Here is a 23,684-nt window from a genome sequence, read left to right on the forward strand (position 1 = left end):
CTCAGACTATCGCAAAGCGAAGGCCGAGGTGTTATTTACCTGAGTCTGTTAAGAAGCTTCGACGGGTGCAAAGGTTGTATTTCCACGATGATGCGAGGAAAGCGGAGCAATATCAGGAACCTATGAAACGGGCGTAGAGGGTTCGGGCGAGGGTGATGTCGGTCGTGCCCTGGATTACGGCCCGTCCGTCGGCGAAGAGGGTGAGGGTGTGGTCTCCGCGGCGGGTCCGGAAGCGGAGGAGGAGATCGTTGGAGCGGACGTCCGTGAGGTCGGAGTTCTGCGTCAGGCGCTCGCGCATGGCGGGCAGATCGACGGGGCGGTGGCGCTCGTGGATCTGAACGGAGTTGCGGCCGCATAGGGTGATGTGGGGGCGGCCTTCGCCGGCGAGATGCGAGAAGATGCGTTCGCCGCAGACGGTGCAACCAGGGCGAGGAGTCGAGGTGGCGATCTCGGAACGATCCAGATTGCCCTGACCTGCGAGGTTCCAGAGATCGAAGGAGAGCAGAGTGCGGCGCATGAGGTGGGGCTGGCCGGTGAGGAGTTTGAGGGCTTCCGTGGCCTGGAGCGAGGCGGCTAGATTTACGGCGGTGGAGAGGATGCCCGAGGTGTCGCAGGTTTCGACGGGGCCGGAGGGTGGCTTGGGGAAGATGCAGGCGAGGCAGGCGGTGCGATGTTCCGAGGGGGCGGGGAGGATGTTCATGGTCGCCGCATAGCCGCCGATCGCGGCGGCGTAGATCCAGGGGATGGATTCGCGGATGGCGTAGTCGTTGATGAGATAGCGGGTCTCGAAGTTATCGGTGGCGTCGAGGATGAGTTGGACGGGACGGCCGCCGCTGGGGGCCAGGAGCTCGTCGATATTGGCGGGGATGAGGTCGGCGATGCGGGGGTGAACGGTGATGGTGGAGTTGAAGAGGGCTATCTTGCGGCGGGCGGCCTCGGCTTTAGGGAGGGAGTCCCGGGCGTCGGCCTCGTCGAAGAGGACCTGGCGTTGGAGGTTGGAGGGTTCGACGAAGTCGCGGTCGATGAGGGTCAAAGTTCCTACGCCAGCGCGGGCCAGCAGCGAGGCGGTGGCCGCCCCTGTGGCTCCGCAGCCGACGATGGCGACGTGGGAGGTGGAGAGGAGTTGCTGGCCTGCGGCGCCGATGCCCGGGAAGAGGATCTGACGGGAATAACGGTCGGAGTCGACGATGTAAGATGGCCGATCGGATGCCGAGGGTTCGGCGGTGGATTGGGAGGAGTCAACGGTGAGTTGCGAGATAGGAGACATGGGCAGAGAGGGCGCGAGTTTGACAATCCCAAAGACGCCGCTTCTTCGTAGTATAGGGAAGAAGAGTTGGTTCGGCATCCGGGGGCCTGGGAGGGGATCGGTTTTCTGCATCCAACGTAAGAGCCTTCCTATACATCGGAGAGGATTGGAGCTTATTCCCAACTCACTCAATATTTTTTTTGCGACGTTTTGGGGAACGGTTGACGAATCTGGATGCGAGATGGGCAGTTGAGCTGAAGCAAGCAAGGAAGACGAGGTCGGATTTGCCGGGCTGGGTTCCAGGATTTCGAACGATATCGCGGTGGATCGCTTCCATATGCGGGGGGACAGCTGGCCTGGCGGCTGGCGCCTTCGTGTTGGTGCCGTGTATCGCTGCGACAGCACAAGGCGTTCCTGCGGGGACTCCGGCCGCTGTTCCTGCGCCCTCGAGCCAGACGCTTCCGTCGTTGAGCCCGTCTTCGAATCCGGCGCCTGGCGTTCCCGTGGCTCCGGGGCAGCAGATGGTGGCGCCAAGGTTCGCTGGGGCTCCTCCCGCGTCTACGCCGGAACAGAGTCAAGCGGTACCTCCCCGGACGACCGATGTGTCGATTTGGTCGTGGCGCGGGCTGCGCGTCAGCAAGATCGATTTTGAAGGCGTGACGTTTGAGGAAGCCGACACGCTGCCGGCGGAGCTGGCACAGAAGACTGGCGAGGCGCTCGATCCTGAGAAGGTGCGCGAGAGCATGCGGCGACTGTTTGCGAGCGGGCGGTATCGAGATATCTCTGTGCGGGGCGTTCGTGAAGGAGATACGGTTCGGCTGATCTATACGGGTACGGTGCGTTACTACGTGGGGCGAGTGACGATCCTTGGGGTGAAGAGCGAGCGGCTGACATCGCTGTTGGAGTTTGCGACCAAGCTGGAGCCGGGAACGGCGTTCAACGAGTCGGCGCTGCAAGCCGGTGTGGAGGGGATTCAGCAGTCTCTGCAACAGAATGGGTACTTCGAGTCGAAGGTGACCGTGACCTCCGTGGTGGACGTGGAGGGAGCTCAGGTGGACGCTGCCTACACGGTGACGATTGGGGCGCAGGCGCGTGTAGGACAGGTGGTGGTTGAAGGAGCCGATGCGGGCCTGACCACCGAGGAGTTTCGCAAGAAGGGAAAGCTGAAGGCGCGAAGCAAGGTGACGCGAGAGACGGTCGGCAACGCCCTGACGCGGCTGCGGGCACAGTACCAGAAGAAAGACCGCCTCGAGGCGACGATTGCGTTGCAGAAGCAGACGTATGACTCAGGGCGAAAAGAACTGGACTACGACTTTCTAGCGAAGCAGGGGCCAGAGGTAAAGGTAGTAGTGGAGGGCGTGAAGCTCTCGAAGAGCAGGATGCATCTGCTGGTGCCGATCTTTGAAGAGGGCACGATCGATAATGACCTGCTAAACGAAGGGCTGCACAATATTCGCGAGTACCTGGAGCAGCAGGGCTACTTCGACGCGTCGGTCGATGTGAAGGTGCTGGGTGCAGATACGCCGACCGAACGGGTGGTATACACGGTGGACCGCGGGGTGAAGCATAAGGTCATCAGCGTGGTGATCGAAGGCAACAAATACTTCAAGGAAGACCTGCTACGGGAACGGCTCCGGGTACAGAAGGCGGACAACTACCAACGCAGTGGACGGTATAGCCAATCGCTGGTGAATTCCGATGTGAGTTCGATTCGTGCGCTTTACCGGGCCAATGGATTCGACCAGGCCAAGGTAGCGACCGATGTCGATGACACGGATGAAGGGCAGAACGGAAAAGCGCTGAAGTCCGCGCAGATCCATGTGAAGTACACCATTGAAGAAGGACCGCAGCAGAAGTTCGGTACGGTCGATCTGGCGGGCGTGGATGCGAGCCGGACGAAGGACTTGAAGGGGCTCTTGAACGCGCAGTCCGGGCAACCGTTTTCTCTGATTACCTTGTCGGGCGATCGCGATGCGGTGCTGGCCTATTACGTCAGCCATGGCTTCGATCAAGCCCGCGTGGAGATCAAGCAGGCGAAGGAAGACGATAATGCAGGCGTGACGGATGTGGTTCTGAATGTCACAGAGGGGCAGCAGGTCTTTGTCAACCATGTCTTGACGTCTGGCATAAGCCATACGCGTCCACGGGTGGTGGCAAGCCAGGTGCTGGTGCATCCGAATGATCCGCTCGACCAGAGCGCGTTGTTGGAGACGCAACGTAATCTTTACAACCTTGCGCTTTTCAATGAGGTGATTGCCGCGGTGCAGAACCCTATGGGAAATGCTCCGCGCAAGAATGTCCTGATTCAGCTCACAGAGGCGCGGCGCTGGGACGTGACGTACGGCTTCGGTTTTGAGGCGCAGACGGGCCAGCCTGGTACCGGTACTATCTCGGAGGCTTCGCGCATTCAGCTGGGGCTGCCGCCCAATGCACAGTTTTCGCAGGAGGGGAACGCGGGAGTCAGCCCTCGGGTCACCCTGGATGTAACAAGGATCAACCTGCGTGGCTCGCAGAATTCTTTGACCCTGCATACGACGTATGGACTGTTGGAGAAGATTGCGACCTTGAGCTTCCAGAACCCACACCTGCTCGGAAAGAAGAACTTCGCGGCGACGGTCTCGGGTGGATACTCCAATGTGCAGAACATCACTACCTTCAAGGCGTCGACGCTGCAGTTCGATTTCAGAGTGACGCATAAGGTGAAGCGGGCGGATACTTTTCTTTACGATTTCCAATACCGGCGTGTTAAAGTCGACCCGAATAGCCTGCAGGTATCTGCGAATCTGATTCCTCTGCTCTCGCAGCCTGTGCGTGTCGGTGGGCCGGGGATCACCTGGTTCCACGATACGAGGCAGCCCGGACCCCTGGATGCAACCAAGGGCATGTATACGTCGGTGCAGGAGTTTCTGGCTTCGTCCAAGTTTGGATCGCAGACGGACTTCAACAGAATCGATGCATCGAACTCGACGTACTACGAGTTTGGCAAACGAAAATATGTGCTGGCTCGCAATACGCGCGTGGGATTCGAACAGACGTTTGGTGTCAATCCCAACGCCTCTACCGATCCGACCTCGACTTGCTTTGTGGCGCTGTTGAAGACTAATCCGAGCTGTGTCGCAGTGCCCTTGCCAGAGCGGCTGTATGCGGGCGGCGCTTCCTCGCATCGCGGCTTTGGAATCAATGGCGCTGGGCCGCGCGATCTGCAGACGGGCTTTCCTGTGGGCGGAACTGCAGCCTTCGTGAACACGCTTGAGTTGCGGCTTCCAGCTCCGACACTTCCTTACGTCGGTGATAGCGTCAACTTCGTCATCTTCCACGACATGGGCAATGTGTTTCAAAGTGCCGGCCAGGTGCTGCCGAGTTTCTTAAGATTCAAACAGCCGGATCGCGATACTTGTAAGAATGTCTCCGGCTCTATTGGGACCTGCAACTTCAATTATTTTTCGCATGCGATTGGGCTTGGAGCGCGATACAGGACGCCGGTGGGTCCAATACGGGTCGATTTTAGTTACAATCTCAATCCGCCGATTTATCCGGTGATCTACGACTTCAACAATAGTCTGCCGCATGTGGGCCAGGCGAATCACTTCGGCTTCTTCTTCAGCATCGGGGAGAGTTTCTGATGCGACAACTGCGATGGAGCGCGAGGATCGAGCAAAGGCATTGCCGCCGGTGGGCGATGGTGCTGGCGCTTCTCTGCGTGGGAATGGCGAGTTGGGCTCAGACCTCGAATCCTGTTGTTGCAGATCCGGCTACTCAGGGGAGTAAGGCTCCGGCGCCCCAAGAGGCGGTTTCCGGAGTTGAACTGGATCGTGTCATCGCGGTCGTAAATGACGATGTCATTTTAGAGAGCGACGTCGACCAGGAACGGAGGCTGATCGCGTTCCAGCCCTTTCGTGATGCCAGTAGAGGGTTTGGGCGGGAGCAGATTATTGAACGCCTCATCAACCGCGCTCTGATTTTGCGGCAGGCGCAACTTCAGCCTGAGGGTGAGGTGACGGACAAGCAGGTCGAAGAGCAATTGACCGCGCTGCGAAAGGCGATTCCGGCTTGCAAAGAGTATCACTGCGAGACGGATGCCGGTTGGAGTCGGTTTGTAACTGACCAGGGCTTCACGATGCCAGAGCTGAAGAAGCTGTGGAGGGAGCGCATGGAGGTGCTGCGATTTATCGAGCTGCGCTTTCGGTCGGGCATCCAGATAACCAATGATGAGATTCGGGAGTATTACGAGAAGACGCTGCTGCCGCAGTATGCGAAGCAAGGATCTGTCGCACCGAAGATGGAGACGATCGCGGACAGAATCCAAGAGATACTGTTGCAGCAGAGGGTGAGTAACCTGCTGGGAGATTGGCTGAAATCGTTGCGGGCCCAAGGCACTGTGCGGACGATTCAGCAGGATGGGGCGCCACAGTGAACGAACACGATCAGGAGCCGAAGCGCGAAGATTCGAAGCAGAAGGTCGGTCATACGATCGAAAAGATCGAGGCTGGTCTGCATCGCATCGAGGCCAAGGTAAAGCGATCCCTGGCTACGAGGATTGGCCGTGCTGTCGCCTGGACCATAGGCGGATTGCTGCTGCTTCTGGTGATCGTGTTTGGCACCTTTGCCTGGTATACGACGACCAAGGACTTTCAAGACCGGGTCGGCAAAGAAGTCGTAACGGTGCTCCAGGATGCAACGGGTGGCCGGGTAGAGCTGGGCTCTATCCGATTCAACCTGCGCCATCTTGCGGTGGAGGCGAATGGGCTTGTGATTCATGGTTTGGAGGGTCCGGGAGAGGCGCCTTATTTAGCTGCTCAGAAGATTCAACTGCGGATCAAGCTGTTCAACTTTTTCCAACACAGCTCTGGGTCAGGAATGGCTTCGCATGTTTCGTTGAACTACCTGCGGGTTGACCGCCCGCAGTTCCATCTGATCATCGATAAGGATGGTAAGACGAATCAGCCAGTACCGAAACATCCGACGATCAGTAAAACTCCATTGACGGATACTCTGCTGGATCTTAAGGCAGAGCGGGTGGAGATCGCGAATGGAGTGGCTCTGCTGAACAACCGGGCGATTCCGTTCGACCTGGCAGCGAATGATCTCAACGCTGTAGTCAACTACATCTCATCGGACGATCGATATAGGGCTACGATTGACCTGAACGATCTACGGACGAAGATGGCCAAGGAGCCTGAGGCGCAGTCGAAGCTGCACATAGAAGCGGAGCTGGGCCGAGATGTGGCGGAGCTGAAGAAGCTTGAGTTTCACACCGGCAAGGCTTCGGTTCTGACTGCAACAGGAAGCATCTCCCATTTTGTTCAGCCGGAGTGGCAGACGAGAGTGGATGGCACGTTGGAGCTTCCGCAGATCTCTATCCTGACCGGGGTGGATGGATTGAATGCCGGCACGGTGGACCTTGAGCTGAACGGACGCAATTGCACGACTTCCCCTGCGGTCGCTCAGCAACGTCCGAAGTTTTGGCAACGTACTCCGAAGAATGAGAAGCCAAGCATGAAGGTTCTGACGCCCGATCCGGATTGCAAGTCGGGCTATCTCCTGGTGGGTAAGGCGAAGGTGCACAATGCAGCGTATCGCGACGAGTATGTCCGGCTGCATGATGTGAATGGCGGCGGCCAACTGCATATCACTCCGAGCGAGCTTCTGTTGACGACGTTGACGGGAACGCTCCCAGGAGGAGGGAAGGCAGAGGGTAGCCTGCGGATTATGAACTGGCTGGGCGAGGTGCCGAGCGGTGCTCCGGCGGCTTCTGCCACTACTAAGGCCGCGGTTACGACGGCGAACAAGACAGCTAGCGCAGTCGGTGTGAAGGCTCCTGTGACGGGGACGGTTGAGCTTCCGAAGGTGCAGCCCGCCCATGCGTATCTGGATGCGATTCTGACGAAGATTCCCTTGCGAACGGTGATGGATGTAACGGCGCCGGAGCACTATGGTGATCTGGGCTTCGATACGGCTGTCAGCGGTCCGGTAAAGGTCGAGTGGGGCGGCTCTACTGCCGATATCGCCGACACCGTTGAGGTTGACGGCACTCTAACGCTCTCGCCTACTGGCGTGAGCCGCAAGGGCGCACTCTCTAACATCCCGGTGACGGGACAGGTGCAGGCGCACTATACGGGTAAGACTGAGGTCGTCAATATTCAGCGTGTAGCGTTTCAGACGCCGCAGTCCTCGTTGGAGGGAAGCGGTGTTTTGGGCGTGAACAGAGGCGATCCGTTGACGTCACTTCGAGTCGATCTCATCGTGCATGATCTGGGGGAGTACAACCAACTTCTTCAGACGCTTGGCTTCGAAGCGAATGGTAAGAAGGGAACGGCCGCGATTCCCGTGGTGCTTCATGGCGCGATGCAGTTCAATGGGACGGCTAAGGGGGAGATCCAGGATCTGGATGTGAAGGGGCACCTCGAAGCCAATCGGGTGGAGGCAAAGTTAGGAACTGCCGCCGATGTGCTGATCGATTCAGTAGTGGCGGACGCGGAGTATTCACCCTTTGCCGGTTTGGCGGTCGCCAGTTCGACCATCAAGCGCGGTACTGCGGTGCTGAATCTATCTGGGACGGCGAGACCGCGGAAGGTGGTCTCTCGCCGTGGCGCGGTGACGTATGTGTGGGATGACAACTCGGCGGTCGATACGAATGTTCAGTTGGAGAATGCGCAGCTAACGGACGTGCTGCAGATCGCTGGACAGCAACTGAATATTCCGGTCACCGGGATGATCGAAGTTCATGCACATGCGTCCGGCCCAATTCAGGCCCCTACGGGCAGTGGACGAGTGGTCCTGAGCAATGGCGTAGCGTACGGTGAGTCTTTTGAATCCGCCGCAGCTGACCTTAGTGTGCAGGGCCGTGCAATTGAGGCGAGCCGGGTCGTCGTGAAGTTGCATGGAATGCAGATCGCAGGAAACGGTGGGTATGACCTGAACTCTGAGCGCCTGCATGGACATCTTGAAGGGAATGGCCTACAGCTTTCGAAGTTTCAGGCTGTGCAGCGGACGAATATAAACGCTGATGGAACGTTGAGTATTATCGCCGATGCCAACGGGACTCTGACGGAGCCGGGATTGAAGGCTGGGATCAAGCTTACCGGTATTAAGGCGAATGGCCAGGCGGTCGGAGAGGTAGCTGCGGATATCCATAGCGAGGGCAAGAATCTTTTCTATACCACTACCTCTAGTTTGGTTGGAGCTAAATTAGAGGGCTCTGGACAGACGCAGCTCACCGGGAACTTCGATACCCAGGCGAAGTTGAGCTTTGCCGGTCTCGATGTGAATAAGCCTTTGGCGATCTTTGCGCCGGGAAGCATCGCAGTGCAGTCTTCACTGGGAGGTGTAGTGACGGTGAGCGGCCCGCTGAAGACTCCGAAGGACTTGACTGGACGAGCAGAGTTCAACGACTTCGACGTGAAGCTGCAAGGTGTGGAGTTGAAGACCGCGGAGCCCCTGAAGCTCAGCCTGCAAGGAGGAGCAGTAAGGCTGGAGCAGGTTCACATCACAGGTCTGGATACGGATCTGCGAGCGAGCGGCACCGCTCAGATCCTTGGTATTACCGATCCCAAGGGAGGGAAGTTGGATGTTAAAGCGACGGGCACGTTGAGTATGGCGTTGCTGCACAACTTCGATCCGGACATCCTTACGAGCGGCAAGTTGGAGTTCTCAGTCGTTGCGGGCGGCCAGGTGATGAATCCGGCGTTGACTGGAAAGGTACAGTTCGATCAGGTCAGTGCCTCCATCGATGGCGTGCCGAATGGTCTGAGCAATATGAACGGGACGCTCATCTTCAATCAGGACCGGTTGCAAGTAGAAAACCTGACGGCGACGACAGGGGGCGGCCAGTTGAAGATCGGCGGCTCCATTCGTTATCGAAACGGCGTTTACGCAGATTTGACCGCGACGGGCAATGTGGTTCGGGTGCGTTACAACGGTCTAAGTGCAACTGCGAATGCAAATTTCAAGCTGCAAGGGACTCAGCAGAATGCACTGCTGAGCGGCAATGTGTTGCTTACACGATTCGGGATAGGACCGGACGTTGATTTCGCCGCTTTTTCGGGGATGGGTGGAGTCTCTGCGCCACCTGATCCCAATGCGGCGGCGAATAAGATTCGGCTGGATGTTCGCGTTACGAGTTCTCCGCAGCTCGATTTTCAAAACTCCTATGCCAAGCTCTCCGGGACCGTGGATCTGACGGTCCGTGGCACGATCTCTGTCCCCTCGGTTTTGGGACGCATCCAGATTACGGATGGAAGTGCGACCTTTGCAGGAACTAAATACCAGCTCCAGCGTGGAGATATCTACTTCACCAATCCAGTGCGAATCGATCCGATCATCGATCTGGACGCTACCGCCAGGGTGGAGAGTTATGACATCACGGTCGGCTTGCATGGCACCTCAACGAGCCTCAAGCCGACCTACCGATCCGAACCTCCTCTCAGTGAGGCCGATGTCTTTGCGCTATTGGCGTTGGGCCGGACGCAGGAAGAAGCGCAGATCTACCAAGAGCGTCAGGTGCAGGCGGGAACGGATCCTACGACCAGTTCTCTCCTAGGCGGCGCGTTGAACGCGACGGTGAGCAGTAGGGTAGAGAAGTTGTTTGGAGTAGGGAGCGTCAAGATCGATCCGGCATTTATCGGGACGCTGGGTACCTCGTCCGCCAGGATTACAGTGCAACAGCAGCTTTCAAGGCAGCTCACGGCGACATTTGCGACGAATGTTAATGTTTCTGCACAGCAGTTGATCCAACTGCAGTACGATGTGAACCGCAATGTGTCGATTGTGGCGACACGGGACGAAACGGGAGTCTTCAGTGTTGTTTACAAGCTGAGGAAACGATATCGATAGTTGTGCTGATGAGCTACATCAAGCACGGCATTCGCGTCTAACCCAACCGGCTGATCAGTAGAATCACATCTAAAAAGAATTAAAAGGAGAATCATCATGAATGGTAAAAGGGAGACTGGGAACGCATCTTCTAAGCTCAAGAGGGCTTGGAGGAGTGCTTTTGTTCTTGGGTTTGGAATCATCCTGATGTCCGGGAGCGCCGCATCGAGTCGCGCACAGACTGCTGGTTCCAATGACGCCCAGATTCAGGCCGATGTCATTAAGGCTCTGGATAACAAGAAATTCAAGGATGTAAAAGCTACGGTACAGAACGGTGTTGTGACTCTGACTGGAACCGTCGATCTCTACAGCGATAAAGAACAGGCCGATCAAAAGGCTCACCATCGTAAGAATGTCAAAGCTGTGCAGAACATGATCGAGGTGGGAGGTCCCGGAACCGCAATCGATGATGTTCAGTTGCGAAACAAGCTTGCCGAAAAGCTAGCCTACGATCGCGTTGGCTATGGGACGACTGCCTTTAATGCCTTGACCATTGGTGTACAGAACGGCGTGGTGACTTTGGGTGGAGTGGCATATGGTCCTACGGATAAGGACTCTGCTGTCAGCTTGGTGGCGAATTATCCGGGGGTGAAGGACCTGGTGGATAACATCGAGGTTGCTCCGCTGTCTCCGATGGATGATCGCATTCGGCTGGCAGAAGCTCGGGCTATTTACGGTGCTCCTCAGTTGAACAAATATGCACTGGATCCTGCGAAGCCGATTCGGATTACGGTGGTGAATGGCAACGTTACGCTCTCTGGTGTTGTCGATAACCAGGCAGATAAGGACGTTGCGAATATCCGTGCGAATGGAGTTCCGGGAGTCTTCAAGGTGATCAACAATCTGCAGGTAGCAGGCGGTTCGCCCGAAAAGTAGCGATCTGCAAGGAGAGATTGGCTCGTACCGAATAGCGGTGCGGGCCAATTCTTATTTACGATAGAGTATGAGCACTTTTTGGAAGGATACTGCGTCTACGCTGGAGATGATCAAGTGGGAACACTCGGTGTTCGCACTCCCGTTTGCACTGACTGGGGCTGTGTTGGCTGCTGGTGGTTGGCCTCCGCTGCGGGTGTTGGGTTGGATTGTGGTTTGTATGGTTGCGGCTCGGAGTGCGGCGATGGCGTTCAATCGGCTGGTGGATCGGGATCTGGATGCGGCGAATCCGCGGACTGCTATGCGGGCTTTGCCGGCTGGGACGTTGACCTCGGGTTTCGTGGGTGGGTTCGTTCTGGTTGGTTCGTTGGTGTTTGTGCTGGCTGCTGCGATGCTGAATCGTCTGTCGCTGGAGCTTGCTCCTTTGGCTCTGTTGGTGTTGCTGGCTTATAGCTATATGAAGCGGTTGACGCGTTGGTCGCATCTGGTGCTTGGACTTGCGCTGGGGATTGCGCCTTCCGCGGCCTGGATCGCAGTGCGTGGATCGCTCGATGTACGGATCGTGGCCTTGACTGGAGCAGTGTTGCTTTGGGTTGGAGGCTTCGATGTTCTCTATGCTTGTCAGGACTTCGAGCATGATCGAAGAGTTGGGTTGAACAGCGTTCCGCAGGCGTTTGGGGTGGAGGCTTCGTTCTGGATTGCGCGAGCGATGCATGTTGGTATGCTGCTGATGCTGGTCTGGTTGATTGCACTCTTCGGTTTAGGGAAGGTTGCAGTTGTAGGTGTTGCTTTAGTAGCTGTGTTGCTGTGTTACGAGCATTCGATTGTGTCTCCTAAAGATATGCGGCGGATGAATGCTGCTTTCTTTACGTTGAATGGAATCATCTCTGTGCTCTTCTTTGGCTTTGTTGCGGCTGATGTTTTGAGTAAGCGCTAAGACGATTGCATGTAGAAAAGGCCCGCTTTTAGCGGGCCTTTTCGTTTAAAACTTATGTTGAGTTTAGTGGGTGTGGCGTTCTTTGAAGTCGTCTATTTTGTCGGAGATTTTGTCTTTGACGTTTTGAGCGGTGGAGGTAACCTTTGAGCGAACGTCGTGTGCGGTGTGATCGCTCTCTGCTTTTGCGTGAGATGCTTCGACTTTGGCGTCGGCGCGTTTGGAGTCCGAGACGTCGCTTGCGGTGTCCTTGGCTTTGCCCCAGGTTTCGCGTGCCGCGCCTTTGATCTCGTCTACCGCGCCTGAGTTGGCAATCTTCTGGTTTCCAGTGGCTTCACCGAAGGCCTGTTTTACCTTGCCTGTTACCTGTTCGACTTTTCCTTCAACTGTGTCTTTGTTCATGTTCTTACTCCTTGTGAAAGCAGGGACGTCGATGATTTGATGCGCCGAATGTTGAGATCTTATTCGGCACCTCGAAGGATCGAAGTTAAGCTAGAGTGCGCGTCGGCCAGAGAGTAGATTAAAGATGAGAACGATGATGGCGAGTACCAGCAGTATGTGGATCCATCCACCGAGGGTGTAACTGCTAACGAGACCGAGAACCCACAGAATGAATAGAATGATTGTGATTGTCCAAAGCATGCGGTTCTTTCTCCTAATGCAGGCCCGGCAATAATTTCTACCATGGGCTATAAATCCAGGACCTTGCGGCCTTCGTAAGTTAAGTTGCCCTGGAAACCCCATAGGTTGCCACTCTGGTGAAAATAGGAGGTTCTTCTGGCCTCTTTGAGGGAATAACTTGAAGGTTGCGATACAAGGTGAGTTCGGTTCGAACAGCCACATGGCTGCCCGGGAGATGCTCGGCGAAGTGGAGATCGTTCCTTGCGCTGTCTCGGCCGAGGTGCTGGCGAAGGTTGTTTCGGGCGATGCGGATGGGGCGGTATTGCCGATCGAGAATAGTTTGCATGGCTCGGTTGCGGAGCACTATGATCTTCTTCTCGAGCTCCCGGTACGAATCGTGCGAGAGAGTTTGTTGCGGATCCGACATAACCTGATTGCGATGCCGGGCGTGAAGATCGCGGCGATCCGACAGGTGATCTCACATCCGGTGGCCTTGTCGCAGTGCAGGCGGTTTCTGACGGCTCACCCGGAGTTCAAGGTGGTTTCGTTTTACGATACCGCCGGCAGCGTGAAGCATCTCATGTCTGAGGGGCTACGCGATGTCGCCGGTGTGGCTCCGGAGCTAGCTGCGACGGAGTATGGTGCGGAGGTGCTGGTGGCCGGGATCGAAGACCACGCCGAGAATTACACACGCTTTCATCTGGTGACGCGCGAGGGAGCCCAGAGGCGGAATGCTCCGGATATGGGCGGAAGCCCTGACAAGATGAGCCTTGCGTTTGCTATTGAGCATCGTCCTGGGACCTTAGTGGCTGCGTTGCAGCGTTTGGCGGATACGGGAATCGATCTGACCAAGATCGAGTCGCGTCCGGTGATCGGAAGTCCCTGGGAGTACGTCTTTTATGTGGACGTACGCTTTGGGCGGCCTGAGATGGCAGATGAGGCCCTGCTGGCGCTGCGAGGACACTGCCGCATGGTCAAGGAGTTGGGGCGGTATCGGGCTGCCTAGCCTTTCCGGCCAAGGTTTCGAGGGGGTACCCCCCATTGACCGGGCGCAAGTGGTTTCTTTGCATACAGTTACGGCTGGACTTGGGTTGTAAGCGATTGCTGCTAAAAGGGTTACGTCCAAATTCGTCTCCGGTAAAGGGTTAGGGGTTTAAAGGTAGAAGCCCCGGCGCTGGCCGGGGCTTCTGGTTTCAGTCTTTTCTTAATCTCTGTCTCTATTCTAAAAGAACGACCAAAACTAAAGTGCCACTTTTAATTGTTTTTATTTGGTTTGTTTTGATGGAGTTAGGTTGTTTGAGGGGGTTGACAGGAAAGGCAGGGGTTAGGGGCTAGGGATTAGGGGTTAGAAGGCTAGTTGTTTGGATGATGTGGTGAGGTTTTTATTAATTGTTGGTGAAGGGTCGTTAAATTCGTGGATGGGTGTGTTAATCATGCGAGCTCTTGTGATGCCGATGACGGGGAGGTTGGCTGTGGTTTGGCCTCTGGAGTAGAATTGCGACCATCGGCAGACTTGAGCATCGAATAGTAAGAAATCTGATAGGGGGGCACTCAAATGCCAAACGACTTTGTAAGTGTAATCAAGCCGAGCGCGACCAAATCTGAGAACACTGGGGAGAGCTCTGGGGCTTCGAGGGCGATTCCGGTGCTTCCAGTTCGCGATACGGTGCTCTTCCCGCACGCGGTGTTACCGCTGACGGTGGGAAGGGAGAGCTCGATTCAGTTGATTCAGTCCCTGGGCGAGGAGAAGTCGATCCTGGTGGTCGCGCAGCGAGATGCGCGCCAGGACTCGCCGCTGGCGGCGGATCTGTACTCGGTTGGAACGCGCGCCACGGTCCACAAGGTCGTGAAGATGCCGAACCAGAGTCTCTTTGTCTTTACGGAGGGCAACGAGCGGGTGAAGATGGGCGAGTTCACGCAGTTGACGCCGTTTATGACCGCGGAGTACGAGGTCATCGACGAGGCCGAGCCGGGCGTTTCGCCCGAGGCTGAGGCTTTGCAGCGCAATGTGGTGAGCCAGTTCCAGAATATTGTGACCTCTTCGCCTACGCTCTCGGACGATCTGCAGACGATAGCGATCAATATCGATGAGCCAGGCCGGTTGTCGGACTTTATCGCGTCTTCCCTGCCATTCCTGACGACGACCGACAAGCAAGAGCTGTTGGAGATGCCAAATGTGACGGCGCGATTGGAGCGCATCAATAAGCATCTGGCGAAGGAGCTTGAGGTGCAGCAGTTGCGCAACAAGATCCAGAGCGAGGTGCAGGACTCCGTACAGCAGTCGCAGCGGGACTACTACCTGCGCGAGCAGTTGAAGGCGATCCAGAAGGAGCTTGGCGATCTCGACGATACGCAGAAGGATATTGCGGATCTGAAGGAGAAGATCGAGAACGCCGGCATGCCGGACGAGGTAAAGAAGGACGCGCTGAAGGAGCTGGGACGGCTGAGCCGGATGAACCCGGCGGCGGCGGACTACAGCCTGACGCGGAACTACGTGGAGTGGCTGGCGGTGCTGCCGTGGGCGAAGACCTCTTCGAGCGAGGTTGACATCCTGAAGGCGAAGGAGATTCTCGATGAGGATCACTATGGCTTGAAGAAGGTCAAGGACCGCATTCTGGACTACCTCTCGGTGCGGCGTTTGAAGCCGGACATGAAGGGGCCGATCCTGTGCTTCGTCGGGCCTCCGGGTGTCGGTAAGACCTCGCTGGGACGTTCGATCGCACGGGCTTTGGATCGCAAGTTCTCGCGTATCTCATTAGGCGGCATGCATGACGAGGCGGAGATTCGCGGACATCGCCGGACCTACATCGGCGCGTTGCCGGGACAGATTATCCAACACCTGAAGAGGGTGGAGGTGAAGGACCCGGTGTTCATGCTGGATGAGATCGACAAGCTGGGCCGCGACTTCCGTGGCGATCCTGCGAGCGCATTGTTGGAGACGTTGGACCCGGAGCAGAACAACACGTTCCGCGACAACTATCTCGATCAACCGTTCGATTTGAGCAAGGTTCTGTTTATCTGCACAGCCAACCAGCTAGACACGATTCCTGGACCTTTGCTGGACCGCATGGAGATCATCGAGCTGACCGGCTATACGGAAGAGGAGAAGGTGAACATCGCCATCAAGTACCTCATCCCGCGGCAGACGAAGGAGAACGGCATCAATCCTGACTTGATCGAGTTCCCGCAGGAGAGCGTCCACCTGATCGCACGGCACTATACGCGTGAGGCTGGCGTTCGAAAGCTGGAGCAGCAGATCGGTACGGTGTGCCGGAAGCTGGCACGGCGTATCGCCGAGGGCAAGGACACGAAGCTGGTGATTACACCGGAGATCGTGCACGAGTTCCTGGGCGGCATCAAGGTTCGCGTGGATACGGAGATCGCGGAGCGGACGAAGCGTTCGGGCGTGGCGGTTGGCCTGGCGTGGACTCCAGCAGGAGGCGACGTGCTCTTTATCGAAGCGAACAAGATGAAGGGCAAGGGCGGCTTCACGATTACCGGGCAGATCGGCGATGTGATGAAGGAGAGCATGCAGGCGGCGCTGACGTGGGTTCGATCGAACGCGGCTGCGCTGGGTCTGGATGAGGACTTCACCAAGGACACGGATCTGCACATCCACGTCCCTGCGGGAGCGATTCCGAAGGACGGACCTTCGGCTGGTGTGACTATGGCTACGGCTCTGGTCAGCCTGCTGACGGATACTCCGGTGCATCCGTTGACGGCTATGACGGGTGAGATCACGCTGAGCGGCAATGTACTGCCGGTGGGCGGGATCAAGGAGAAGTTCCTGGCGGCGAAGCGGGCTGGCGTGCGGGATGTGATCCTGCCGAAGGACTGCAAGCAGCAGGTGGATGAGGACCTGACGCCGGATCAGATCGAAGGCGTTACGATCCACTACGCGACGCGGATTGAAGATGTGCTGGCGGTTGCTCTGCCGAAGACGACGAGCGAGCTGGTGCAGGATGAAGAGGTCCGCGAAGAGGTACTGCACGCTACGGTGTAATCCCGTAACGAGCAGGAAGCATCGAAGAGAGCGGTTCGGCGATTGCCGGGCCGCTCTTTTTGTTTCCCAGGAGGTGTGTGGCGAATGATGACGATTGGGCACTCGACGCTGGAGATCGAGGCTTTTCTATGGGCGTTGAAGGAGAACGACTGCCGCCTGCTGGTGGATGTGCGGCGGTATCCGGGTTCGCGGCGGCATCCGCAGTTTGGGCAGGCGCGGCTGTTTGAGGTGTTGGAGGCTGCGGGGATTCGTACGGCGTGGCGGGAGGGTTTGGGTGGGCGGAGGGCGACGCGGAAGGACAGCATCAACACAGGCTGGAGGGCCGATAGCTTTCGCGGGTATGCGGACTATATGCAGACGGCGGCGTTTGGAGGGGAGATCGACTGGCTGGTAGGGCAGCCGGAGCTGGAGCGAGTGGCGGTGATGTGCGCGGAGGCGGTGCCGTGGAGGTGTCACCGGTCGTTGATTGCGGATGCGGTGATTGCGCGTGGGTTTGGAGTGGAGGATGTGTTCGTGCAGGCGGATGGGCGGAGCACGGTGAAGGCTCATGCGATGACGGACTTTGCCCGGGTGGAGGGTGGGAGGGTTTGGTATCCGGGGGAGGCTACTTTGTTTGTCTGAGGTTGTGGGGCTGATTGGAGGAAGGCTTAACACCGATTTTCACGGATGGCACCGATTTGGTCTTGCCTTTCCTGTTTTGTTTTTCGGGTTGCTGATTTTCTTTTTCTTCTTTTCTTCTTCATCTGTCCTTCTCTTCTGCTCTTTTTTTCTTCTTTTTATTTTTTGCTTTCTCTCTTCTTTTTGTTCTGTTTACCGGGCTTTTTGATGGGTGGGGGTGTTGATGCGATGGAATACATGGGTGGAATGGGTGTCCTTCTTAACGGTGGAAGGAGAATTTATGACAAGTAGCACTATTAGCAATGGCGTTCAGCATGTTCAGTCGGGGGGAGCGGAGGTTGCTTTTCGGGTGGATGGACAGGGGCCGGGGCTGGTTCTTTTGCATAGCGCGGGAAGCGATTCTGCAGCTTGCTGGGATCATATGATCGGTCAGTTTACGGACGATTGGACCGTGGTTCGTCCGGATCTGGCGGGCTCTGGTGGGACGGTGGATGGAGGCGGAGCGCTCTCGTTGAAGACGATGGCGGCGCAGGTTGTGGCGGCTGCGCGGGCGGCAGGGGTGGAGAAGTTCGATCTTGTCGGCCACTCGCTGGGCGCGCAGGTGGCGATTCAGGTTGCGGCGGAGTATCCAGAGGCGGTGAAGTCGATGGTTCTGGCTTCGGCCTGGCCGACGCACGACGATTGCAGGCTGAGGGTGATGAATCAGGCGACGCTGGGGCTGGTGGAGAGCGACCGGCGAGCCATGGCGACTCTGCTGCTGTTGATGTCGACGAGTCCGGCGTTTGTGGCGAAGATCGGCGATGCGGGAGTGGCGCAGTTTGTCGAGAATATCCTTAGCTCAACCAACTGGGAGGGGATGAAGCGGCAGATCGAGCTGAACTGCGTGTCCGACGTCCGGGAGCAGGCGAAGAGCATCGATAAGCCGGTGCTGGCGATTGGAGGCTCTCAGGATACGGTCATTCCGCCGGCGTTGACGCGCGAGGTTGCGGGGCTGATTCCGAACGCTCAGTACAAGGAGATTACGAGCGGGCATATGCTGATCTTTGAGCAGCCGGGGCCGTTTGTGGGGCTTTGTAGAGGGTTTCTGCGGGACGGGCTGGTTTAGCTGATCTGCTGATTTAGCGGTAGTTGAAGGCGAGGAAGGGTCAGGGCGGGGTTCGCTCTGGCCCTTTTTCGTTTTGGGAGTGATATTCGCTGGGATGGGGAGTCCAAGAGGTGTGCTCGGGTATTCTGGGTTGATGCGGGTGCGGGTTCTTTATTTCGGGGTTTTGAGGGATTTGGCCGGCCATCGCGAGGTGGAGGTGGAGCTGGCGGAAGGATTGTCTGTGGCGGAGTTTTTGGCGTTTCAGCGGGCGTCATTTCAGCGGGCGTCCGTGGCAGAGGCTTCGCAGCTTTGGGATTCGATCGCGGTGGCGGTGAACAAGGAGTATGCACGGGGGGATGTGGTGTTGCGGGATGGGGATGAGGTGGCTTTGCTGCCGCCGGTGAGTGGGGGGCGCGGGCTATGAGGATCGAGATTGTGGATGAGGCGATTCCTGCCGAGGCGATCGTCGCGGAGATGAAGGCTGGGGCCGATGGGGCGGTGTGCGTCTTCGACGGGATTGTGCGGGACAATACGCGGGGGCGGAGGACGCTGCATCTGGACTATGAGGCGTACCGGGAGATGGCGCTGGAGCAGATGAAGGGGTTGGCGGCGGAGGCGGTGACGCGGTTCGGGGTGCGGGATGTGGCTCTGGTGCATCGGCTGGGACGGCTGGTGGTGGGGGAGACGAGCGTGCTGGTGGTGGTGGCTTCGGCGCATCGGGGGGCGGCGTTCGATGCTTGCCGGTGGCTGATCGATACGTTGAAGACTACGGTGCCGATCTGGAAGAAGGAACAGTTTGTGGATGGAGCGGTGTGGGCGGATGGGGAGCCGTTTCCGGCTGCGATGGCGGTGCATTCCGGGGACGATCTGGAGATGCTGGGATGAAGCTGGCTGGTCTGATCGTGGTGACCGCGCTTTTGACGGAAGGCGGGATGTTTGGACAGGCTCCGATTGAGCGGCGCGCCCCGCAGGGTTTGGGGGAGGGCGATATTCCCACGCTGCGGGTGCAGACGCGGCTGGTGAATCTGCCGGTGAATGTGGTGGATGCGAAGGGAGCTCCGGTGGGTGGGCTGGGGAAGGAGGACTTCGAGATTCTGGAGGATGGGAAGGTGCAGAAGATCTCGATCTTCGAGCGGGAGTCGGTGTCGCCGCTGTCGGTGGTACTGGCGATCGATGGGAGCGAGAGTGTGCTGCGGAATGAGCGGCTGGAGAAGGATGCGGCGAAGCACTTCGTCAAGGCGCTGATACGGGAGCAGGATGAGGTGGATCTGATGGAGTTCTCGGATACGGTAAGGGAGATTGTGCCGTTTACGAATCAGGTGAAGCAGATCGATGCGGGGTTGGGGGAGTTGCAGCATGGGGATGCGACGGCGTTGTATGACGCGATCTATCTGGGGGCGGAGCGGTTGGCGACGACTCGGACGGATGCGGGGCGGCGCAGGGTGATGGTACTGATTACCGACGGCGAGGATACGGTGAAGGGTTCGCGGTATGGGCAGGCTCTGGAGCAGGCTCAGCGGGCGGGAGCGATGGTGTACTCGATCATCATTGTGCCGGTGGCGGCGGATGCGGGGCGGAATACGGGTGGGGAGCATGCTCTGATCCAGATGGCGAGCGATACGGGCGGGAAGTACTACTACGTGGAAGAAGCGAAGGATCTGGAGCCGGCGTTTCGGAAGGTGTCGGAGGATCTGCGGACGCAGTATTTGCTGGGGTACTATGCGCCGCAGCGGGAGCGCGATAATTCTTACCGGGCGATACGGGTGCGGATGAAGGATACGGCGCTGCGGGGGACGTATGAGCTGCGTTACAGGACGGGATATTATGCGGATGCCCGGTGAAGGCTTTTGACGGTATGAACGCGCCTTCGGCTGAGATGCACTAAGCTTGGCTTAGAGGCGATTATGAAGAGCACCAGGAAGAAGTTTGAGTTTGCACATGTAGCTGAGGGGATTGCGCGGCAGGCGGGGACTTTGCTGCGGGGGTTCTACGAGAAGGGTGTGACGGCCGAGTACAAGGGCGATGTCGACCTGGTGACGGAGGCGGACCGGGCCAGCGAGGCGCTGATCGTCGAGAAGCTGAAGGCGGCGTTTCCGGGGCATGGGGTGTATGGGGAAGAGGGCACTCGCGATGGGTTGGAGAGCGAGTACCGGTGGTATGTCGATCCGTTGGATGGGACGACGAACTTTGCGCATGGGTTTCCGTCGTTCTGCGTGCTGCTGGGGTTGGAGCGGCGGGCTCCGGGACTAGCTGCGGATGCGGATGGAGAACTGATTGCCGGGGTGACTTACGATCCGCTGCGGGATGAGATGTTCTCGGTGGAACGGGGTAAGGGGGCGTGGCTGAATGGACGGCAGATTCAGGTGTCTAAGACGGCGAAGCTGCAGGAGTCTTTGACGGCTACGGGTTTTCCGAGCCAGAAGCGGCATGAGAATCCGAACGTTCACTTTTATCAGCAGGTGACGCTGCGGTCGCATGGGGTTCGGCGGGTGGGTTCTGCTGGGCTGGATCTGGCGTATGTGGCGTGCGGACGGCTGGATGGGTTCTGGGAGTTCAATCTGAATCCCTGGGATACGGCGGCGGGCGTGTTGCTGGTGGAGGAGGCGGGTGGGACGGTGACGCACTTCAATGGCGGCAAGTTCACTTTGGATAGCCGCGAGGTACTGGCTACGAATGGGTTGATCCTTGGGGAGCTGCAGCACCTTTTTACCGAGATGTTCGCAGGGCGGGAGCTGGAGACGATTCCTACGCCGGCGGAGTTTGCGAGGAGAAGGGCTGAGGCAGGACGATAAACGAGAGATCGCCACTGAGAGAGCTCAGTGGCGATGTGTTGCTGGTCTGATTGGAATGCGAGCTTGAGGTTCTGGAAGGAGACTGAGAAGGTCAGGACCCCAGGATTGCTTTTGGTTCGAGATAGGCTTCGAGGCCTATCTCGCCATACTCTCTTCCAATGCCGGACTGTTTGAATCCGCCGAAGGGTGCTCCGGTATCGTGTGGCGCGCCGTTGATCGAAACTCTTCCAACCTGAAGCTGTGAAGCGATGCGGTTCGCTCTCTCCATGTCTGACGAGCTTATATAGGCGTAGAGACCATAGATTGAATCGTTGGCAATCTCGATGGCTTCTTCGTCCGTCTTGTACGTCAGGATGGAGAGGACCGGGCCGAAGATCTCCTCTTGCGCGATGCGCATGTTGCGAGTGACGTTGGCGAAGACGGTCGGCCTTACGAAGTTTCCCTCTTCGAGGGACTTCGGACTGAGGCCCTGTGGATGTCCGAGGCCGCCGGTTACGAGCTCCGCACCTTCTTCGACGCCGCTCTTGATGTAGCCCTGGACGCGCTCGTATTGTTTCCTGCTGACCAGAGGTCCTATAAAGGTGTCCTCGTCCAGGCAGTTGCCGACCTTGACCTGCTCCACTGCATGCTTGATGGACTTCTTCACTTCGTCGAGGCGATCTTCGGGTACGAGGAGGCGGGTCCCGGCGTTACAAGCTTCTCCGTTGTTCAGGAAGGCATTCATGATGGCCAGGGGAATAGCCTTGGCGAAGTCTGCATCGTCCAAGATGATATTTGCGGACTTGCCGCCAAGCTCGAGGGTGACTCGTTTCATCGTATCGACGGCGCCTTTGGCGATCGTCTTTCCGGTTGCGGTAGAGCCGGTGAACGAGATCTTTGCCACGTCCGGATGTCTTGTCAGCTCTGCCCCAACGACATCGCCACGCCCGACGACGACGTTGAATACACCGGGAGGAAGACCCGCTTCGTGGAGGGCCTCTACGAGGACCTGGGTTTGGATTGCGCTCATCTCACTCGGCTTAATGACGGTCGTACAGCCCGCGGCAATGGCTGTTCCCATCTTTCTGCAGATAAAGAGGGCATTGGAGTTCCAGGGAGTGATCACGGCGGTGACGCCGAGGGGCTCAAAGATGACCTTTGCGTTGCCCATCTCTCGAACGAAGTTGAAGTTCGAGAGGGCTTTCTTTACGTGAAGAAACTCATCTGTCGAAAACGCAGCAGCTATAGGCGATTTTTTTACCGGCGCACCGAACTCTTCAACCATCGCCTCGCTGAGAGGCTGAGCCCTCGCCTTCAAGGCATCGTAGAGCCGCTGCAACCAATCCAATCGTTCTTCTCTGGTTGTGGTGGAGAAGGTTTTAAATGCCGCTTTTGCGGCTGCGATGGCGTCCTGCGTATCTTCGACGTTCCCGAGGGTTACATGTCCGAGGAGTTGATTCGATGAAGGGTTGATGAGGCCGAATTTCTCTTGGCCCTTCGACTCGACGAACTGGCCGTTAATGTAATGCGTCGTGATGTTTACCATTTTGGGTTAACACATCATCTATTTGTTTATTCCTTTCTTTGCGGCTTATAGGTTTTACAAAAAACCAGCCTGTACGCAACGCGTTGCCTTTTATGGGATAGCGTTGCGTCCGAAGATCACTTCCAGCAACGGCATTTATCGTTACTAATTCCGTTGAGAACAAACGGCGTAGGCCAGCTCACGACAAGTAACACCCTCCTATTCGACCCGGCCAAATCGGACCTCCAGTTCTTTGAATATCGCGTAGGCTTGATCGACCGGGATAAGAGGGCCGTGCTTCTCCCGAAATTCATTGGCAAAGCAGTCTATCTCAGAAACATACTCTTCTCGATTGGGCCCATCGTACTTAGTCTTCAATTCCAGCACATGCTTCAGAGCAGCTTCGGTTGAGATCGTCTTCCCAGCGACAGCGCCCTTGCAAATTACAACCTGTCGTTGCCGCTCAACGCGATCCAGCAAATAATCCTTGACGTCCGTAGGAGGCGTTGTGTTCCTGGCAATTCGCGAGTACCACCACGCGCGAAGCGACATTAGTGTTTGGTTAGGCCGCATGTTGACCACCTACATTGAGAATTACCACTTACGTCGCGCTGGTGGTTGTCGATCGCCAAGCAACGTCGCCGTGTGAGTCGCCATTTGCATGTCTAAAATAAATACCTCACGGAAAGGAATACTTGGCTTCGCAAGCTTAACCTGTTCTATTGCATCTTTCCATTCATCTTCAATCAGGAGAGAACAGGTTGGCACACAATCTACAACCAACACGGTCGAAGGAGGATACGCTTTATTGGCTTTTAGGTTGAGGCTTGCAAGAATCAGTTCAGCCAGATCCTTGCGTTCTCACCCCCACTGAACACATACGGTTTGGAGATGATGTTTTTTCCTTCTCGATGGATTCCTCGTACCCCGAAGGAGTTCCCCCGCTGATCCAGCCGTCGACGGCTATCAGAGTCGTTTCGATGAACGGACCTGGTGATCTCTACGAATACTCTCCTCGGCGCGTCTCCGTGCTCAACGAGCGAGCCAGAAGACCAGAGAACGGCATCGTACGATTGTGATCCGCTCAACCATCGAACCTTGATTCGTCTCCCCGCTTGATAACGCGCTTGGATGTATC

Annotated in this window: 18 protein-coding genes; 14 read left to right on the plus strand and 4 right to left on the minus strand. The window is 57.1% G+C overall.

The window, feature by feature from the left end; genetic code table 11:
- Positions 1-112 precede the first annotated feature (112 nt).
- Entirely contained in the window at positions 113-1,378 is a 1,266-nt protein-coding gene (locus tag HB393_RS19550) for a ThiF family adenylyltransferase (protein WP_255551381.1), read from the minus strand.
- Between the two features lie 248 nt (positions 1,379-1,626).
- Between HB393_RS19550 and HB393_RS19555 the strand changes: the two genes are divergently transcribed.
- The 5 genes from HB393_RS19555 to HB393_RS19575 all read left to right on the plus strand — a co-directional run bounded on the left by HB393_RS19555 (position 1,627) and on the right by HB393_RS19575 (position 11,927).
- The gene (locus HB393_RS19555) at positions 1,627-4,869 is read left to right on the plus strand and encodes a POTRA domain-containing protein (RefSeq protein ID WP_345945319.1); all 3,243 of its coding nucleotides are present in this window, start codon (positions 1,627-1,629) and stop codon (positions 4,867-4,869) included.
- Complete coding sequence (locus HB393_RS19560; protein ID WP_213806879.1) at positions 4,869-5,660, plus strand: peptidylprolyl isomerase; 792 nt, start codon at positions 4,869-4,871, stop codon at positions 5,658-5,660. The genes HB393_RS19555 and HB393_RS19560 overlap by 1 nt, the downstream gene beginning before the upstream one ends.
- Positions 5,657-10,078 carry a translocation/assembly module TamB domain-containing protein gene (locus tag HB393_RS19565; RefSeq protein WP_345945320.1) on the plus strand — a complete coding sequence of 1,474 codons (4,422 nt, stop codon included), beginning with the start codon at positions 5,657-5,659 and terminating at the stop codon, positions 10,076-10,078. The genes HB393_RS19560 and HB393_RS19565 overlap by 4 nt, the downstream gene beginning before the upstream one ends.
- A gap of 96 nt (positions 10,079-10,174) precedes the next feature.
- Positions 10,175-10,993, plus strand: a complete 819-nt coding sequence (locus HB393_RS19570) for a BON domain-containing protein (RefSeq protein WP_255551382.1) — start codon at positions 10,175-10,177, stop codon at positions 10,991-10,993.
- A 67-nt stretch (positions 10,994-11,060) separates the two neighbouring features.
- Entirely contained in the window at positions 11,061-11,927 is an 867-nt protein-coding gene (locus HB393_RS19575) for a UbiA-like polyprenyltransferase (protein ID WP_213806880.1), read from the plus strand.
- A 63-nt stretch (positions 11,928-11,990) separates the two neighbouring features.
- Here the strand turns inward: HB393_RS19575 and HB393_RS19580 are convergent, their stop codons facing one another.
- A complete protein-coding gene (locus HB393_RS19580; protein ID WP_213806881.1) occupies positions 11,991-12,326 on the minus strand; it encodes a CsbD family protein in 336 nt (111 codons plus the stop codon).
- 90 nt (positions 12,327-12,416) lie between these two features.
- Positions 12,417-12,566: a lmo0937 family membrane protein gene (locus HB393_RS19585; protein ID WP_213806882.1), complete on the minus strand. Its 150-nt coding sequence runs from the start codon at positions 12,564-12,566 to the stop codon at positions 12,417-12,419.
- A gap of 157 nt (positions 12,567-12,723) precedes the next feature.
- On the opposite strand from HB393_RS19585, the gene HB393_RS19590 reads away from it, so the two are divergent.
- From HB393_RS19590 to HB393_RS19630, 9 genes are all read left to right on the plus strand, one after another.
- A complete protein-coding gene (locus HB393_RS19590) occupies positions 12,724-13,551 on the plus strand; it encodes a prephenate dehydratase (protein WP_213806883.1) in 828 nt (275 codons plus the stop codon).
- 549 nt (positions 13,552-14,100) lie between these two features.
- On the plus strand, positions 14,101-16,548 hold the full coding sequence (lon, locus tag HB393_RS19595; RefSeq protein ID WP_213806884.1) for an endopeptidase La: 2,448 nt from the start codon (positions 14,101-14,103) through the stop codon (positions 16,546-16,548).
- An 84-nt stretch (positions 16,549-16,632) separates the two neighbouring features.
- Positions 16,633-17,169: a DUF488 domain-containing protein gene (locus HB393_RS19600; protein WP_213806885.1), complete on the plus strand. Its 537-nt coding sequence runs from the start codon at positions 16,633-16,635 to the stop codon at positions 17,167-17,169.
- Positions 17,170-17,214: 45 nt separating this feature from the next.
- Positions 17,215-17,457: a hypothetical protein gene (locus HB393_RS19605; RefSeq protein ID WP_213806886.1), complete on the plus strand. Its 243-nt coding sequence runs from the start codon at positions 17,215-17,217 to the stop codon at positions 17,455-17,457.
- Positions 17,447-18,271: an alpha/beta hydrolase gene (locus tag HB393_RS19610; protein WP_213806887.1), complete on the plus strand. Its 825-nt coding sequence runs from the start codon at positions 17,447-17,449 to the stop codon at positions 18,269-18,271. Before HB393_RS19605 ends, HB393_RS19610 begins: the two co-directional genes overlap by 11 nt.
- 94 nt (positions 18,272-18,365) lie before the next feature.
- Positions 18,366-18,674 (plus strand): MoaD/ThiS family protein, encoded by a 309-nt coding sequence (locus HB393_RS19615; RefSeq protein WP_213806888.1) that lies wholly within the window; start codon positions 18,366-18,368, stop codon positions 18,672-18,674.
- Positions 18,671-19,135 carry a molybdenum cofactor biosynthesis protein MoaE gene (locus HB393_RS19620; RefSeq protein ID WP_213806889.1) on the plus strand — a complete coding sequence of 155 codons (465 nt, stop codon included), beginning with the start codon at positions 18,671-18,673 and terminating at the stop codon, positions 19,133-19,135. Before HB393_RS19615 ends, HB393_RS19620 begins: the two co-directional genes overlap by 4 nt.
- A complete protein-coding gene (locus tag HB393_RS19625) occupies positions 19,132-20,091 on the plus strand; it encodes a VWA domain-containing protein (RefSeq protein ID WP_213806890.1) in 960 nt (319 codons plus the stop codon). The genes HB393_RS19620 and HB393_RS19625 overlap by 4 nt, the downstream gene beginning before the upstream one ends.
- Positions 20,092-20,154: 63 nt before the next feature.
- Positions 20,155-21,042, plus strand: a complete 888-nt coding sequence (locus tag HB393_RS19630) for an inositol monophosphatase family protein (RefSeq protein ID WP_213806891.1) — start codon at positions 20,155-20,157, stop codon at positions 21,040-21,042.
- Positions 21,043-21,133: 91 nt separating this feature from the next.
- Here HB393_RS19630 and HB393_RS19635 read toward each other — a convergent pair whose 3' ends face one another.
- Complete coding sequence (locus tag HB393_RS19635; protein WP_213806892.1) at positions 21,134-22,567, minus strand: aldehyde dehydrogenase family protein; 1,434 nt, start codon at positions 22,565-22,567, stop codon at positions 21,134-21,136.
- Positions 22,568-23,684: the final 1,117 nt, after the last annotated feature.

The sequence above is a fragment of the Granulicella sp. dw_53 genome (assembly GCF_018449545.1).
Classification (GTDB): Bacteria; Acidobacteriota; Terriglobia; order Terriglobales; family Acidobacteriaceae; genus Edaphobacter.